Here is a 13,495-nt window from a genome sequence, read left to right on the forward strand (position 1 = left end):
GCCCGCTCCGACGCCGCCCCCCGCACCACCGTCGGCCCCGCCGCCCTACTCGGGCCCGCAGCCGCCGCCGAGCCAAGGGGGCTGAGCGGTGGCCACACAGTTTCCCGAACCCGTCGGAACGGACGCCGAGCGTCCGGCGGCCCCGAGGGCCGCCAAGCCGGACGATCCGTCGATCGGTGATCTCCTCAGCGAGATCAGCACGGATCTGTCGCAGCTGGTCCGCGATGAGATCGAACTGGCCAAGGCGGAGATCAAACAGGAGTCGACGAAGGCGGGCAAGGCCGTCGGCATGCTCGGCGGGGCCGGTTACGCCGGTCACCTCGCGCTGCTCCTCGGCAGCTTGACCGTCATCTTCGCCCTCTCTCATGTCGTGGACATCGCCTGGGCGGCCCTGATCGTCACCGCCGTGTGGGCGGTGGTCGCGGCGGTGCTTTACAAGACCGGCCGCAAACGCCTGCGCACCGTGAACCTCAAGCCCGAACAGACAGTGGAAACCCTGAAGGAGGACGCCCAATGGGCACGACACCCGACGAGCTGAGGACCGACGTGGAGTACCGGCGCGCTCATCTCGCCCACAACGTCGACCTCCTGGCGGACAAGGTGACCCCCCGCAAGGTGGCCCAGCGCAAGGTCGGCGCGGCCCGGGGCCGGCTGACCGGCATCAAGGAGCGCGTCATGGGCACAGCAGGCGACACCGCGGGGAACGTCGCGGACACCGCGCACGGTTTCGCGGACTCGGCCGGCCAGGCGGCAGGCAGCCTTGCCGACACCGCCAAGGACACCACCGGACAGCTCAGCGACGCCGTCCAGCGGGCGCCCTCCCAGGTGAGGCAGCAGACGCAGGGCAGCCCGCTCGCGGCCGGTCTCATCGCCTTCGGCGCCGGCATGCTGACCGCCGCGCTCCTGCCGACCACCAAGGCGGAGGAACGAGCGGGCCAGCAGCTGCGCGAACACTCCGACGACCTGCTCGAACCGGTGAAGCAACAAGCCGTCCAGGCGGCCCAGGAGGTCAAGGAAGAGCTGCGTCAGCCGGCCGCCGAAGCGGCGGAGGCGGTCAAGTCCACGGCACAGGAAGGGGCCCAGATCACGAAGGAGCAGGCCCAGAGTGCCGGCCAGGACACGGCGCAGGGGCTACGCGAAATGGGCCAGGACACCGCCCGCGAGGTGCGCCGGCAGCCCAATACTTGAGGGATGCGACGAGGACCGGCCCGCTCCTCGGTTCGGGGTAGGCCGGTCCTCACGCTTCGCGCGCGGCGCCGCGACCGCGCCTGATGCGGCGCTTCATGACGCCGCGTACACATATGGTCCCTGGTATCGGGCACCCGTGGGTCCATGGGAAACCAGACGCTTGCCATGACCGCCACGCACCGCCAGTCGACTGGGCGACGAGCCGCCGCCCCGGCACGGCGGGCCGGGGGACGGCACCGGCGCTCCTCTGAACGGCGGTGGGGCAAGTGGCACCGACGGTTCCTGGCCTATCGGGCCATCGAGCTGCTGCCCTCCCTCTCACCGGAAGGCGAGGGAAAGGACTGTCTGCTCCTGGTCCACGTCCGCAAAGTGGTCGGACGAGTGACCTATCGCGCATGCGCCCAGTGCGCCGAGGGAGTAATCACCGACGTCGTCCTCGACGAGCCCTTCCGCGACAGCGGGCTGGGCACCAGGGCGCTCTCGCATCTGCGCTCCCGCTACCCCGGCGTCACCTGGCGCACCACACTCGACCGGCGCCTCAACCGTGACCTGCTGCGGCGGATGCGTGTCCCCAGGGCATCCGCCGCGGGGACCTGCCCCCATCTCCGGCCCGCCACCACCGCCTCCGCCAGGGGATGAGCGGCCCGGGCCGAGGCCCGACCGCGCCCAGTGCCCGCTCAGGGTGCCGCGGTCATAGCCACCCGTTGCGGCGGAATACGCGGTGGAGCGCTGTGCACGCGCCGACCATCAAGGCGATGGCGGCGGGGTAGCCGTAGGTCCACTGCAGTTCGGGCATGTGGGCGAAGTTCATGCCGTAGACGCCGGCGATGAGGGTGGGCAGGGCGAAGATGGCGGCCCAGGCGGAGATGGTGCGCATGTCGTCGTTCTGCCGGGCGCCCACCTGAGCCAAGTGGGCGTCGAGGACGGAGTTCAGCAGCTCGTCCAGAGACCGGACCTCGGTGTCCGTGCGGTGTACGTGATCGGCGACGTCCCGGAAGTACGGCAGGGCCTCCTCGGGCCAGCCGGAGCGCGGTCCGGCGAACTCCTGCACCACCGGCACCAAGGGCTGTACGGCGTCACGGAACTCCAGCACCTCCCGCTTGAGGGAGTACACCTCTTCGATCACCTCCCCGCGGCCCGGCGAGAACACCCGGCGCTCCAGGTCGGTGAGGTCATCGCGTACTGCCGCGGCGATCACGGTGTAGGTGTCGACGGTCACGTCCAGCACGGCGTGCAGCACCGCCAGCGGGCCGAGCGCCAGTAGGGCCGGGTCGCGAGCGAGCCGTTCGGCGGCTTCCGTCGCGGGGTCCGCCTGTCCGTGGCAGACAGTGAGGACGAAGCGCGGGCCGAGGAAGATCATGGCGTCGCCCGACTCGATCTGCGAGGTCTCCTCCACGTACCGCAGTGTCTTCAGCGAGACGGAGAGCACCTCGTCGTAGCGCTCGCGTTTGGGCCGCTGGTGCGCTTGGACGGCGTCTTCGACGGCCAAGGGGTGCAGGCCCAGCTCGTCGGCGAGCGCCTCCACCTCCTGGGCGGAAGGATCGGCCAGACGGATCCACCCGAACGAACCTTCCGGCGCGTCCCGCAGCCTCTTCAACGCGCTCTCACTGCTCTCCGCCACGTGCGGTGCCTGCGGGACGCTGTCGCTTCGATAGATCACACACTCCATGCCTTACACCTGCGCACCGCGCCGCGATTCATGCCCGCTCATCTGCTGAAAGGGCATCAGCGCAGCTCTCTCGGCGCTGCCACCGGCTCACTCCATGCGCCGGCGGTCCTCCTCGGTCCACTTAGCGGTGTCGCGCGGTTCGACGTACGGCTCCTCGTCCTCGGGATGACCGCCCTCTATGGCCCGCTGCCGGGCCATCTCCGCGTCGAACTCCAGGCCGAGCAGCACCGCGAGGTTGGTGATCCACAGCCAGACCAGGAAGATGATGACGCCGGCCAGGGTGCCGTAGGTCTTGTTGTACGAGGCGAAGTTCGCCACGTAGAGCGCGAAGCCGGCGGAGGCGATCATCCAGAGCAGCAGGGCGAGGAAGCTGCCGGGGGTCACCCATTTGAAACCGCGGCCACGGGCGTTGGGCGCGGCCCAGTACAAGATCGCGATCATGATGATGACGAGCAGGACAAGGACCGGCCACTTGGCGATCGACCACACCGTCATGGCGCCGTCCCCGATCCCCAGTGCGGAGCCCGCCCGCTGGGCGAGGGGGCCGGTGAACACCACGATCAGCGCGCTGATCACCGCCAGCACCATCAGGACGACCGTCAGCGCCAGGCGCAGGGGCAGCACCTTCCAGGCGGGGCGGCCTTCGGGCATGTCGTAGACGGCGTTGGAGGCGCGGATGAACGCCGCGATGTAGCCGGAGGCCGACCAGACCGCCAGCACCAGACCGACGATCGCCATGAGCGAGCCGGTGCCGCCCTTGCCCTGCAATTGCTCGACGGCGTTGGAGATTATGTCCCGGGCCGGGCCGGGGGCGAGCTTTTGCAGGTTGTCCATGACCTGCTGCGTGGCGGACTTGCCCGCGATGCCGAGCAGCGACACCAGCACCAGCAAGGCCGGGAAGAGGGAGAGGACACCGTAGTAGGTCAGGCCCGCGGCCCGGTCGGCGAGTTCGTCGTCCTGGAACTCCTTCGCTGTGCGCTTGAGCAGTACCCACCACGACCTCTTGGGCATGGCGGTCGGCTCATCGGGTGCGTTGCGTTCCACTTCCGGGTCCGGACCGATGCTCTCGGTGCCGTGGTCGTCGCCGGGTTCGTTTCGACTCTGATGGGGTTCCGGGGTCCGTGCCATGCCAGATGGGTAACCGGACCAGGCGGGAGAGAAACAGATTCCATTTGCATGTACTTGCGATGTTTCGTCCTGCGAATGTCGGTGAGCCGGAGGGGGAGCCCAACACCGAGGAAGCAGGAGGTTCACGATGATCACCCGAGAGCAGATCCCGGCCGTGCTGGACCACCCGGTCCACGACGCCGAGGGCAGCAAGATCGGCGACGCCAAGCACGTCTTCCTCGACGACGTCACCGGCCGCCCGGCGTGGGTCAGCGTCAAGACCGGCCTCTTCGGCACCAGCGAGTCGTTCGTGCCGATCCAGGACGCCGCCATCGTCGAGGACCACCTCGAGGTCCCCTACGCCAAGGACAAGGTCAAGGACGCGCCCAACGTCGACGTCGATTCCGGCGGACACCTGTCCGAGGACGAGGAACACCGCCTCTACGAGCACTACGGCATCGCCTGGGACGAGGCCTGGCAGCAGGCCAACCGGCCCGGTGAAGGCGGCTGGGCCCGCAGCGACACCTCCAGGCGGCACTCCGGGGAAGACACGCGGCACTCCGGTGACGCGCGGCACTCCGGTGACGAGGCGATGACGCGCTCCGAGGAGCAGATGCACGTCGGCACCGAGCGCCGCGAAACCGGCCGGGCCCGCCTGCGCAAGTACGTGGTGACCGAAGAGGTCCAGCAGACCATCCCCGTACGGCACGAGGAGGTCCGCGTCGAACGCGAGCCGATCACCGAGGCAAACGCCGATCAGGCCCTGTCCGGCGCCGAGATCTCCGAGGCCGAACACGAGGTCACGCTGCACGCCGAGCGCCCCGTCGTCGAGACCGAGGCCGTGCCGGTGGAGCGGGTGCGCCTGAACACCGAGGAGCGCGTCGAGGAGGAGACGGTCCGCGGCCAGGTCCGCAAGGAGCGCATCGAAGCCGACACCTCCGACCGTGACACCGGTCGCTGACCACCGGTTCCTGTCGTATGACGGAGAAGGAACCGATCGCTCGGACACCCTCTGGGTCCGAGCCGCGTACCGCACCATCCGCTGAACAAGGAGAACGCATGCCCCGGGTCAAGCAGCCGCTCACCGACGACAGCATCAAGGTCCGCCAGCTCAGCCACTACCAGTTCAGCTGGGTCGCCGGTGAACCCGGCACCCGCGGCACCTTCACCCTCCAGCTCGTCCTGGACGAGGGCGCCTGGGAAGAGGTCCTGACCGTGGAGGCCGACGACGCCGATGTCCTTCAGGACCTGCTGGAGAACACCAAGACGGTCCATTACGACGTGGCCCGCCGCACCCTCATGTTCGGGGTCACCGCCACCGGCAACTGAACCCGGACAGCACCACGCAGGAGGTATCTCATGGGCAAGCTCGGCGATATGGCGAACAAGGCCAAGGAACTGGCCAAGGGCCACCCGGATCAGGCCGACAAGGGTGTCGAGAACGTGGAACGCGCGATCGACAAGCGGACCGGTGACAAGTACGACGCCCAGACCGACAAGGCGGCAGACGCGGCCCGCCGTTCCTACGGAGGGGGCGGCACGGCCGCCGACCACTGAGCGACACCAGCACGGCGAGTCCACAGCGCGGGCGCTGTGGACTCGCCGTGCTGCGTCACCTTGCGTGCGGGCGGCGCAAAGGACATCGGTACCTGAGAAGTCAGCGCCGCGGCGCCGCGTTGTTCGGCGTAGATCGCCGGGACCCGGGTGGCCTGGGCGTACGTCCTGCGGACCGCCGAGGGCGGCACGATGGTGTCGTTCTGGCCGGCGAAGAACACCGCAGGGCCGCGTACGCGACTGCCGCCCCAACCCGTCCATGAGCGCGCCGACGACGAGATAGCCAATGCGCCGGTCCACGCGGTCCGACAGCAAGGGAGTGAGTCCGCCGACGAAGAATCCCGCCGATATGACCACGCTGACTCTCGCGCACCCGTGACATCAGGCCCCGCCGCTGTCACACGCGCGACTGCGCGGGCTTCCTGAGCAGTTCATAGAGCACCGAGAAACTTTCCTCGCGGTGGCCCTCGGCGACAGCCCGTCGCAGTAGATCGTGCATCGGCTCGGTCCAGGCGACATCGAGGTTCGCCTCCTCGCCCAGTTCCTTGTCGTAGGCGATCCCCTCGTAGAAATTGCCGACAGAGGACAAGGGCCTGCTGTAGTCGCCGCTGTCGATCTCCTCCGCGATGCCCGGCAGCAGGGCGATGATCATCTCCAGCCATTTGACGGAGTACGGAACCATGCTGCCGGCCTTCAGTCCACGCGAGGACAGAAGCGCGGCGCCGTGGAAGAACCCGATGAGCGTGGGCAGCAGGGTGGCGCCCACGGCCGACTCGTAGAGGGCCGCGAGGTCCGGCTCCTCCCCTAGGTGCACGGTGTCGCCGCCCAGCACGCGCAACGTCGTCTCGTGCTCGTCGTACGTGGCCCGGTCGCCGCTGTAGTAGAGCAGCGTGTCCGGCAGCCCAACAGCCGCGGGGACGTTCTTCACGGCGCCGTCGAGGAATCGTGCCCCGTATCCGGCCGCCCGGTCGTCCATCTGGCGCGCCCCGCGCGGGGTACCGGAGTTGAGGGTGACCAGAGTGCGTCCGGTGAGCGCGGCGGCGGCCGGGGCCAGAGCGGCCAGTGTGGCGTCATAGGTGGTCAGGCAGGCGATGACCAGCGGGCTGGCGGCGACCGCGTCCGCGATGTCCTCGTGGTGGACGGCGCCCTGGGCGACGAGGGGCGCGGCCTTCTCCGCGCTGCGGTTCCATACGGTCGTCGGGTGCCCGGCGCGGACGAACGCCTGGGCGAGTGCCGCTCCCATCGAGCCGAGCCCGATGACGGTGACAGGGGTGCGGTCGTTGCCGCTCATGTGTGCTCCATTTCGGCGTCTTGCGTACGCCTCCATGCTGATCTCCGCACACACGTATCCTCAAGTACCGACAATTTTGTGGGTACTTACCTTTCTGTCAGTCAGAGCGGCAAGCGCCCGGATGAATCAGGGGCGGTAGAACCGTCCGCACGTGCCGGAATTCGCCCTCACATCGTCGAGACAGACCTTGACGTACGCGGCCCCACCGGGCGCATCCGCGGGGAGCCCGACATTGAATGGATACGTCCCGTCGCACTTGGTGCCGGTGTTCCAGGCGCTGAGTTCCCTACCGGAGGCGCCGTACGCGCTGAACGACGCCCCGTAGCAGCCGACGGCCCGGAGCGTTCCCTCGGCGCCGACCGACCGGTTGTACCAAGTCAGCGTGCCTCGGAGGGAACTGGCGCCGAGTGTGATGTCGAAACCGGTGGTCGGATAGGGGGCGGTCTGCGCGCCGGCCGCGGGGGCACCCAGCAAGGTGCCCGCCGTCAGCACGACGGACCCGAGGGCGGCGGCGAGATGAGTCTTCATGCGGGCTCCAGGATGGGATGGGTCGGTTACGGCCTCACATCCTGGGCCGAGCGGCCACCTGCGGCCTACCTCTTAAGCCACGGCTTAAGAGGGGGGCGGGGGCTGCCGCCGCGTAGGCCCTTCGTGTCACAGAACGTCGACAGCGCCAACCGAGCAGCGGGCTTCTCCCCTCTTGGCTTGCGGACCGGTGACCACCGTCCGCCGACCGTACGAGCCGAGGAGTATCCCGCCATGCCCGAGACGACATCCACGCACCTGGCCTGGCGAGTTCGTGGCAGGGGTACGGGTCTGGCCGTGGCCGCGGCGGCCCTCGCCCTCGCCCTCGCCGCCCCGGTCCAGGCGACGGCCGTAACCGCCGAGGCCCCCACTGCCCCCGCCGCCTCCGCCGACCCGGTCTCCGTCCTCAAGTTCACCGCCCAGGAACGCAAGGACGCCCTCGCCTACTGGACGCCCGCCCGGATGAAAGCCGTCGGCAAGTCCGTGGACCTCGGCCCGACCGGGCCGAAGGCCAAGCCGTGGCGCGGCACCACCCTGAAGACCGTGGGGCGGCTCTTCTTCGTCAACGCGAGCGGCGCCGACACCTGGTGCACGGCCACCGCCGTGAAAAGCGCCAACCGTTCCGCCGTCATGACCGCCGCCCACTGCGTGCGCCGGGGCTCCTCTCCCGTCAACACCAACTTCTCGATGGTCTTCGCCCCCGCCTACAGCAAGGGCAGGACGCCGTACGGCACCTTCGCCGTCCGCTCGGCCGCGACTCCGCGCAGCTGGGAGACGGACTCCACCAACGACATGTCCACGCTGACCGTGGACGCCGACAAGCGCGGCAAGAAGCTCACGGACGTCGTGGGCGGCCAGCCCCTCGCCTTCAACCGGCCCGTCGGCGGCACCGTCTCCTCCTTCGGCTACCCCGCCACCCGCCCACAGCTCGGCGAGGAACTGCTGCGCTGCGTCGGTACGGCGAAGAAGGAGCACGGCACGCAGGTCATCCCCTGCGACATGAACGGCGGCTCCAGCGGCGGCCCGTGGCTGGCCGACTTCAACGCCACCACGGGCAAGGGAGTCCTCGTATCGGTCAACAGCTCGCTGGACTCCCTGACGCCGACCAAGATGTACGGAGAAGTGCTGGGCGCGACGGCCAAGAAGGTGTACGAGCGGGCGCAGCGCGGCTGAGCACGGCACCGACGGGCCTTTCGCGAGCGAAGACCTGCGCCGCGTCACGCCCCCCTTCACTCCCTCGTCACCCCTCCGCAGGCCCCGTCACATAGGCCAGCGGAGGCGCTATCGCCTGGGCGTCCGCGCCCTCCCCGACCCACAGCGCGATGAACAGCGCGGCCGTCGCCTCCAGGAGCCCCGCCCGGTCCAGACCGCCACCCGCCACGGGCTCACAGCCCACGTCCCTCACCAACTGGTGTACGCGCGCCAGGGCTTCCTGGTCGTCGCCGCAGACCGGCACGGCCAGCGGCCGCCCGTCGAACACGGGTGGCCGCATGCGCCAGACCCCCTCGTGGCAGACATTGAACGCCTTGACCACATGGGCTCCCGGCGCCGCGTCGGCCAACCGCCGCGCGGCCGAAGGGCCCTCCTCCGTGAGCAGCCGGAAGCCAGGGCCTACCGGATTGGAACAGTCGAGCAGCACCTTGCCTGCAAGGTCCGCTCGCAGTTCCCGCACGACACCCGCGCCCACGTCGAAGGGCAGCGCGGCCAGCACCACCTCGCCGAACTCGGCCGCCGCACGCAGGGTGGCCGCCTTCGTACCGCCCCCGACGCGCACCGCCAGCCGCTCCGCCTTGGCCATGTCCCGGCCCCCGATGGCCACTTCATGACCGGCCCGCACCCAGTGGGTGGCGAGCGCGTCCGCCATGTTGCCCGTGCCCAGCACACCGATCCTCATCGTTTCCCTCACCGCGTCGCCTCTCCCCGCTCGCTTTGTTCGTCGCTCGCTTTGATCGTCAGGAACGACGCTAGGCGACCCCTCGGGCACCATTTGGTAAGTGACCACCGATGACTTCCTCGCCGACTGCCGCGCCCGCCTCGCCTTCGACCTGCTCTCCAATACGTGGAACGCCGTGGTGCTGTGGGCGCTGCGCGACGGCCCCAGCCGCCCGGTCGAACTACGGGAGCGAATCGGGGGCATCAGCGCCAAAGTCCTCAACGAGACGCTGCGCCGCCTGCGGTTCAACGGCCTGGTGGCCCGGGACACCCACCCCGGCGCGCCGCCCCGGGTGGAGTACAGGCTCACCGCTCTGGGACGTACGTTGCTCGGTCCCATCGACGCCTTCGGGGCATGGGCCTACGAGCACGGTGACGAGGTAATGGCCGCCCAGGAGGCAAGCTCTGATTGAACCGGAGGGTGCTCACCGCCCCGGGGGGATCGGGGCGAGCGGCCTCCGGGGCTGCGAGGTGGCCGGCCACAACGCGGTGGGCCCGCACCTCAAGGTGCGGGCCCACGGCTGTGCGGAGCTTTCAAGCCGTCAGAGGCCGAACTCCTGCGGCGAGACGCCGAGCGCCGCGCACGCCTCGCGCAGGACCTGCTCCTCGGCCGGGGCGATATAGCCGTCGGCGCCCGCGACGACGAAGCCCGTCTGTACGACCGCCTTCGCCTCCGCCGGCTTCTTCGCCGCCTTGGCGATCTCCTGCATCGCCTCGGTCTTGCCCTGCTGGAAGTTGAACGACAACTGGTCCACGTGCTTGTTGAACCGCTGGCGCAGCTGGTCGGGCGGGAAGTTCTGCAGGACGTCGTTCTGAAGGATCAGCGACTCCACATGCTGCCGCTCGGCCGGGTCGACCGAGCCGTCGGCCGCCGCGACCAGGGCGCACATGGCCATGCTCGCGTCCCGGTAGGCACCGCTCTTCAGCTCCGTCTTGAGAGAGGTGAGCTGGGACTTGAGCACGCCCACGAGCTGCGCCTTGGAGCTCGAACCCGAGCCCGAGCGGGACCCCGACCCCGAGCCGGGGCCATGACCGCCGGAGCCACGGGCCCCCTGCGACTGCTGCTGAAGACCCTTGGCCTGGTCCTTGATCCGGTCCCACATCGCCATCCGTGCCACCTCGGCTACCCGTTCGATTGTCCGCGCGTGATCCGCGCGTCCCTGTGCCAACGTCTTCCCGCCCGGCGAAGTTCCATGACCCATGGAGACGGTCCGGGACGCGCGTGGGGGCGCCCCCGTCCAGGGGCGCCCCCACGCGCGTGATGCCGGGGTCCGGTCAGTGTCAGTGCTTACCGGCGTCCTTGACCTTCTCCTTGGCCTGGCGGGCGTCGCCCTTGACCTGGTCGGCACGTCCCTTGGCGGTGAGGCGTTCGTTGCCCACGGCGCGACCGGCCGCTTCCTCCACCTTGCCGGTGGCCTGCTCGGTCTTCGCCTTGGCCTTCTCATCGGCGGCCATGCTGCTCACACCCTTCAGTGTCGGGATCATGTGCTGCATGTACGTCTGGCCACTCAGAGCGGGCGCAAACGTAGAAATTCCGGATGCGTTCCGCGAGGGCCCGGCCCCAAACGCCCGGGACGGTCTCAGCGGCCGCGCCGCACCATGGCCGCCTTGCGGGCCTCGGCGAGCTTGCGGGCCTCGCCGGCCTTGCGGGACTTTCCGCCCGTACCGCGAGACGCGTCCTTGCTGGTGCCAAGGCCTCGGAAGGGAGCGTTCGTGTTCTTGGGCCGTGACGAGGGTCCGCCGTCGAGCGGCGTGCCCGAGGGCGCCTTGGCGCCGGTGATCCGGCTCAGCGCCGCCTCGCCCGAGCGCACCTTGGTGACCGTCGCCTCGATGCCCGCCTCGGCCATCAGCCGGCTCACCTCGCGGCGCTGGCCCGACAGGACGAGCGTGACCACGCTCCCGGACTCACCGGCACGGGCGGTACGGCCCGCGCGGTGCACATAGTCCTTGGGGTCGGTGGGCGGGTCGACGTTGACGACGAGGTCGAGGTCGTCGACGTGCAGGCCCCGGGCCGCGACATTGGTCGCCACCAGGACGGTGATCTGGCCGTTCTTGAACTGCGCGAGGGTCCGCGTGCGCTGCGGCTGGGACTTGCCGCTGTGCAGGGCCGCGGCCTGCACCCCGCTGGCCCGCAGATGCCGGGTGAGCAGGTCGACGGAGTGCTTGGTGTCCAGGAACAGCAGGACGCGTCCGTCACGGGCGGCGATCTCCGTGGCCACGGCGTACCGGTCGGGGCCGTGGACGACCAGCACGTGGTGGTCCATCGTCGCGACCGCGCCCGCGGCGGGGTCGACGGAGTGGACGACGGGGTCGTGCAGGTAGCGCTCGACCAAATGGTCGACATCGCGGTCCAGCGTGGCCGAGAACAGCATCCGCTGACCGTCGGCGTGCACCTGGTCGAGCGCCTCCGTGACCTGCGGCAGGAAACCCATGTCGCACATCTGGTCGGCCTCGTCGAGGACCGTGATCCGTACCCGGCCCAGATGGCAGGCCTTGCGCTCGATGAGGTCGTGCAGCCGCCCCGGCGTGGCGACGACGACCTCGGCCCCGTCGCGCAGCGCGGCGATCTGCCGGCCGACCGACATGCCGCCGACGACCGCGGCCATCCGCAGCCGCAGTGCCTCGGCGTACGGCGTGAGCGCCTCGGTGACCTGCTGGGCCAGTTCCCGGGTGGGTACGAGGATCAGGGCGAGCGGACGCTTCGGCTCGGCACGCCGCCCGGCCGTCCGCGCGAGCAGCGCAAGACCGAAGGCGAGCGTCTTGCCGGACCCGGTGCGTCCACGCCCGAGGACGTCACGGCCCGCGAGGGCGCTGGGCAGCGTCGCCGCCTGGATCGGGAAGGGCTTGTGCACGGCCTGCGCGGTGAGCGTGCGCAGCACCTCGCCGGGCAGCTCGAGCTCGGCGAAGGAGGCGATCGCGGGCACGGCAGGGGCGGGCTCGCCGCCGGAGGTGCCGGAGGTGCCGGGAGCGGTGGGAGCGCTGTGGACGCCGGGGTTTTCGGGGCTGTCGGGGTGCTTCATGAAGAGCCTTCCGCAGAGGGAACGTACGAACGTACCGAGGAAGGCCCGGCAGGATGAGCGCACAAAGAACCCATGGTAACACAGAGTGACAGACCTGCGGGGGAGCACAGACGGCGGGCGACCGCACTGACGTGCCATCGTGGAGCCATGACCATCGAAGTTCGCCCCGCTTCGCTCTTCGAGGACGTCCGCGCCGTGCTCGGCCCGAAGACGCCCGGGGCCAACGTCTGCTGGTGTCTGAGCTACCGCATCCCGTCCAAGCTCAACAACGAACTGCGCGGCCCCGCCCGCGGTGAGTACGTCGCCGAACTGTGCCGCAAAGGCCCCCCTCCCGGGGTGCTCGCCTACGACGGCGACGAGCCGGTCGGCTGGGCGGCGGTGGCGCCGCGGTCGGACACCGCCTTCGCGCGCAGCCGCGTCATCCCGCACGTCGACGACCTGCCCGTCTGGTCGCTGTGGTGCGTCCGCGTCCGGCCCGGCCACCGGAAGAGGGGCATCTCGCACGCCCTGATCGCCGGGGCGGTCGAGTTCGCCCGCGCGCATGACGCCCCGGCGATCGAGGCGTACCCCCTCGACAACGGCGACGCCAAGGTCGATCTGACGATGGCGTACGCCGGTATCCGGAAGAACTTCGAGCGCGCCGGGTTCGCGTACGCCGCCGACACCACCTCGGTGCTGGCAGGCCACCCCCGCATCGTGATGCGTCTCGACCTGCGCTGACTTCGCCTTCGCATTTCTGCACCGCTCACCGTGCGTCCGGCAGGCCCGCCGCCAGTTCCGCGTCCACCACGTGCCCGAGCAGGTGCGGCGGAGCCGCCGTCACCCCGGCCTCCGCCACGGCCCGCGCATAGGCGTCGGCCACGCCCGGCTCCACCAGACCGTGCACCAGCGGCAGCCCCGGCACCGACGCGTGCAGCAGGGACTCCGTACGGCAGGACGCGAGGGTCCCGTCGATCCAGGGCTGGGCGAGGTAACCGGCCGCCGCCGCGTCGGGCAGCCCTGCGGCCACCTCCCGACGCGCGTCCCCCACGTGCAGCAGCCCGCCGCCGAGCGTCAGCACGTCCCGCCGCTCCCGCATCCGGGCGAGGGCCCGCCCGGTGTCGAAGCAGTGGGGGAAAGAGTCGTCGACCACCGTGGTGCCCGGCTTCAGCCGGTCGACGTCAAGGACCGCCGAGGCACCGCTGACCGCCGTCACGAGCAGCCCCGCCC

The 13,495-nt window shown here is 70.1% G+C and carries 17 protein-coding genes and 1 pseudogene; 9 read left to right on the plus strand and 9 right to left on the minus strand.

Annotated elements, in window-relative coordinates; all coding sequences use genetic code 11:
* Positions 1-88 precede the first annotated feature (88 nt).
* The 3 genes from GKQ77_RS16480 to GKQ77_RS16490 all read left to right on the plus strand — a co-directional run bounded on the left by GKQ77_RS16480 (position 89) and on the right by GKQ77_RS16490 (position 1,827).
* Positions 89-538: a phage holin family protein gene (locus GKQ77_RS16480; protein ID WP_219689531.1), complete on the plus strand. Its 450-nt coding sequence runs from the start codon at positions 89-91 to the stop codon at positions 536-538.
* Positions 514-1,188 carry a DUF3618 domain-containing protein gene (locus tag GKQ77_RS16485; protein WP_219689532.1) on the plus strand — a complete coding sequence of 225 codons (675 nt, stop codon included), beginning with the start codon at positions 514-516 and terminating at the stop codon, positions 1,186-1,188. The genes GKQ77_RS16480 and GKQ77_RS16485 overlap by 25 nt, the downstream gene beginning before the upstream one ends.
* Before the next feature lie 144 nt (positions 1,189-1,332).
* Entirely contained in the window at positions 1,333-1,827 is a 495-nt protein-coding gene (locus GKQ77_RS16490) for a hypothetical protein (RefSeq protein ID WP_258021426.1), read from the plus strand.
* A 52-nt stretch (positions 1,828-1,879) separates the two neighbouring features.
* Here the strand turns inward: GKQ77_RS16490 and GKQ77_RS16495 are convergent, their stop codons facing one another.
* Both GKQ77_RS16495 and GKQ77_RS16500 read right to left on the minus strand, forming a co-directional pair.
* The gene (locus GKQ77_RS16495; protein WP_219689533.1) at positions 1,880-2,857 is read right to left on the minus strand and encodes a magnesium and cobalt transport protein CorA; all 978 of its coding nucleotides are present in this window, start codon (positions 2,855-2,857) and stop codon (positions 1,880-1,882) included.
* An 87-nt stretch (positions 2,858-2,944) separates the two neighbouring features.
* The gene (locus GKQ77_RS16500; RefSeq protein WP_219689534.1) at positions 2,945-3,985 is read right to left on the minus strand and encodes a YihY/virulence factor BrkB family protein; all 1,041 of its coding nucleotides are present in this window, start codon (positions 3,983-3,985) and stop codon (positions 2,945-2,947) included.
* A 127-nt stretch (positions 3,986-4,112) separates the two neighbouring features.
* Here GKQ77_RS16500 and GKQ77_RS16505 point away from each other — a divergent pair, with 127 nt between their 5' ends.
* The 3 genes from GKQ77_RS16505 to GKQ77_RS16515 all read left to right on the plus strand — a co-directional run bounded on the left by GKQ77_RS16505 (position 4,113) and on the right by GKQ77_RS16515 (position 5,521).
* The gene (locus GKQ77_RS16505; protein WP_219689535.1) at positions 4,113-4,925 is read left to right on the plus strand and encodes a DUF2382 domain-containing protein; all 813 of its coding nucleotides are present in this window, start codon (positions 4,113-4,115) and stop codon (positions 4,923-4,925) included.
* Between the two features lie 98 nt (positions 4,926-5,023).
* Positions 5,024-5,293 (plus strand): hypothetical protein, encoded by a 270-nt coding sequence (locus GKQ77_RS16510; RefSeq protein WP_219689536.1) that lies wholly within the window; start codon positions 5,024-5,026, stop codon positions 5,291-5,293.
* Between the two features lie 30 nt (positions 5,294-5,323).
* Positions 5,324-5,521, plus strand: a complete 198-nt coding sequence (locus GKQ77_RS16515; protein ID WP_219689537.1) for an antitoxin — start codon at positions 5,324-5,326, stop codon at positions 5,519-5,521.
* A 394-nt stretch (positions 5,522-5,915) separates the two neighbouring features.
* Here GKQ77_RS16515 and GKQ77_RS16520 read toward each other — a convergent pair whose 3' ends face one another.
* Together GKQ77_RS16520 and GKQ77_RS16525 are read right to left on the minus strand one after the other, a co-directional pair.
* On the minus strand, positions 5,916-6,809 hold the full coding sequence (locus GKQ77_RS16520) for an NAD(P)-dependent oxidoreductase (RefSeq protein WP_219689538.1): 894 nt from the start codon (positions 6,807-6,809) through the stop codon (positions 5,916-5,918).
* A 126-nt stretch (positions 6,810-6,935) separates the two neighbouring features.
* Complete coding sequence (locus GKQ77_RS16525) at positions 6,936-7,337, minus strand: hypothetical protein (protein ID WP_219689539.1); 402 nt, start codon at positions 7,335-7,337, stop codon at positions 6,936-6,938.
* A gap of 231 nt (positions 7,338-7,568) precedes the next feature.
* Between GKQ77_RS16525 and GKQ77_RS16530 the strand changes: the two genes are divergently transcribed.
* Positions 7,569-8,507: a trypsin-like serine peptidase gene (locus GKQ77_RS16530; protein WP_258021427.1), complete on the plus strand. Its 939-nt coding sequence runs from the start codon at positions 7,569-7,571 to the stop codon at positions 8,505-8,507.
* Between the two features lie 67 nt (positions 8,508-8,574).
* Here the strand turns inward: GKQ77_RS16530 and GKQ77_RS16535 are convergent, their stop codons facing one another.
* Positions 8,575-9,228, minus strand: coding sequence for an NADPH-dependent F420 reductase (locus GKQ77_RS16535; RefSeq protein WP_219689546.1), 654 nt, complete (start codon positions 9,226-9,228; stop codon positions 8,575-8,577).
* Between the two features lie 100 nt (positions 9,229-9,328).
* Between GKQ77_RS16535 and GKQ77_RS16540 the strand changes: the two genes are divergently transcribed.
* On the plus strand, positions 9,329-9,679 hold the full coding sequence (locus GKQ77_RS16540; RefSeq protein WP_219689540.1) for a winged helix-turn-helix transcriptional regulator: 351 nt from the start codon (positions 9,329-9,331) through the stop codon (positions 9,677-9,679).
* A gap of 129 nt (positions 9,680-9,808) precedes the next feature.
* Here GKQ77_RS16540 and GKQ77_RS16545 read toward each other — a convergent pair whose 3' ends face one another.
* From GKQ77_RS16545 to GKQ77_RS16555, 3 genes are all read right to left on the minus strand, one after another.
* The gene (locus GKQ77_RS16545) at positions 9,809-10,375 is read right to left on the minus strand and encodes a tellurite resistance TerB family protein (protein WP_219689541.1); all 567 of its coding nucleotides are present in this window, start codon (positions 10,373-10,375) and stop codon (positions 9,809-9,811) included.
* 172 nt (positions 10,376-10,547) lie between these two features.
* Entirely contained in the window at positions 10,548-10,721 is a 174-nt protein-coding gene (locus tag GKQ77_RS16550; protein WP_219689547.1) for a CsbD family protein, read from the minus strand.
* A 125-nt stretch (positions 10,722-10,846) separates the two neighbouring features.
* On the minus strand, positions 10,847-12,286 hold the full coding sequence (locus tag GKQ77_RS16555; protein ID WP_219689542.1) for a DEAD/DEAH box helicase: 1,440 nt from the start codon (positions 12,284-12,286) through the stop codon (positions 10,847-10,849).
* A gap of 147 nt (positions 12,287-12,433) precedes the next feature.
* Here GKQ77_RS16555 and GKQ77_RS16560 point away from each other — a divergent pair, with 147 nt between their 5' ends.
* Complete coding sequence (locus tag GKQ77_RS16560; protein ID WP_219689543.1) at positions 12,434-13,006, plus strand: GNAT family N-acetyltransferase; 573 nt, start codon at positions 12,434-12,436, stop codon at positions 13,004-13,006.
* 25 nt (positions 13,007-13,031) lie between these two features.
* On the opposite strand, the pseudogene GKQ77_RS16565 reads toward GKQ77_RS16560, so the two are convergent.
* A pseudogene (locus tag GKQ77_RS16565) lies at positions 13,032-13,495 on the minus strand (condensation domain-containing protein); the annotation flags it as partial.

This window comes from Streptomyces anatolicus (assembly GCF_019400875.1).
GTDB lineage: Bacteria > Actinomycetota > Actinomycetes > Streptomycetales > Streptomycetaceae > Streptomyces > Streptomyces anatolicus.

Bases quoted from the DNA above. Each gene is read 5' to 3' on its own strand.
- GKQ77_RS16530 (WP_258021427.1), top strand. From the start codon at position 7,569: ATGCCCGAGACGACATCCACGCACCTGGCCTGGCGAGTTCGTGGCAGG.
- GKQ77_RS16515 (WP_219689537.1), top strand. From the start codon at position 5,324: ATGGGCAAGCTCGGCGATATGGCGAACAAGGCCAAGGAACTGGCCAAG.
- GKQ77_RS16555 (WP_219689542.1), bottom strand. From the start codon at position 12,286: ATGAAGCACCCCGACAGCCCCGAAAACCCCGGCGTCCACAGCGCTCCC.
- GKQ77_RS16490 (WP_258021426.1), top strand. From the start codon at position 1,333: ATGGGAAACCAGACGCTTGCCATGACCGCCACGCACCGCCAGTCGACT.
- GKQ77_RS16495 (WP_219689533.1), bottom strand. From the start codon at position 2,857: ATGGAGTGTGTGATCTATCGAAGCGACAGCGTCCCGCAGGCACCGCAC.
- GKQ77_RS16560 (WP_219689543.1), top strand. From the start codon at position 12,434: ATGACCATCGAAGTTCGCCCCGCTTCGCTCTTCGAGGACGTCCGCGCC.
- GKQ77_RS16485 (WP_219689532.1), top strand. From the start codon at position 514: ATGGGCACGACACCCGACGAGCTGAGGACCGACGTGGAGTACCGGCGC.
- GKQ77_RS16520 (WP_219689538.1), bottom strand. From the start codon at position 6,809: ATGAGCGGCAACGACCGCACCCCTGTCACCGTCATCGGGCTCGGCTCG.
- GKQ77_RS16525 (WP_219689539.1), bottom strand. From the start codon at position 7,337: ATGAAGACTCATCTCGCCGCCGCCCTCGGGTCCGTCGTGCTGACGGCG.
- GKQ77_RS16510 (WP_219689536.1), top strand. From the start codon at position 5,024: ATGCCCCGGGTCAAGCAGCCGCTCACCGACGACAGCATCAAGGTCCGC.
- GKQ77_RS16545 (WP_219689541.1), bottom strand. From the start codon at position 10,375: ATGGCGATGTGGGACCGGATCAAGGACCAGGCCAAGGGTCTTCAGCAG.
- GKQ77_RS16550 (WP_219689547.1), bottom strand. From the start codon at position 10,721: ATGGCCGCCGATGAGAAGGCCAAGGCGAAGACCGAGCAGGCCACCGGC.
- GKQ77_RS16535 (WP_219689546.1), bottom strand. From the start codon at position 9,228: ATGAGGATCGGTGTGCTGGGCACGGGCAACATGGCGGACGCGCTCGCC.
- GKQ77_RS16500 (WP_219689534.1), bottom strand. From the start codon at position 3,985: ATGGCACGGACCCCGGAACCCCATCAGAGTCGAAACGAACCCGGCGAC.
- GKQ77_RS16505 (WP_219689535.1), top strand. From the start codon at position 4,113: ATGATCACCCGAGAGCAGATCCCGGCCGTGCTGGACCACCCGGTCCAC.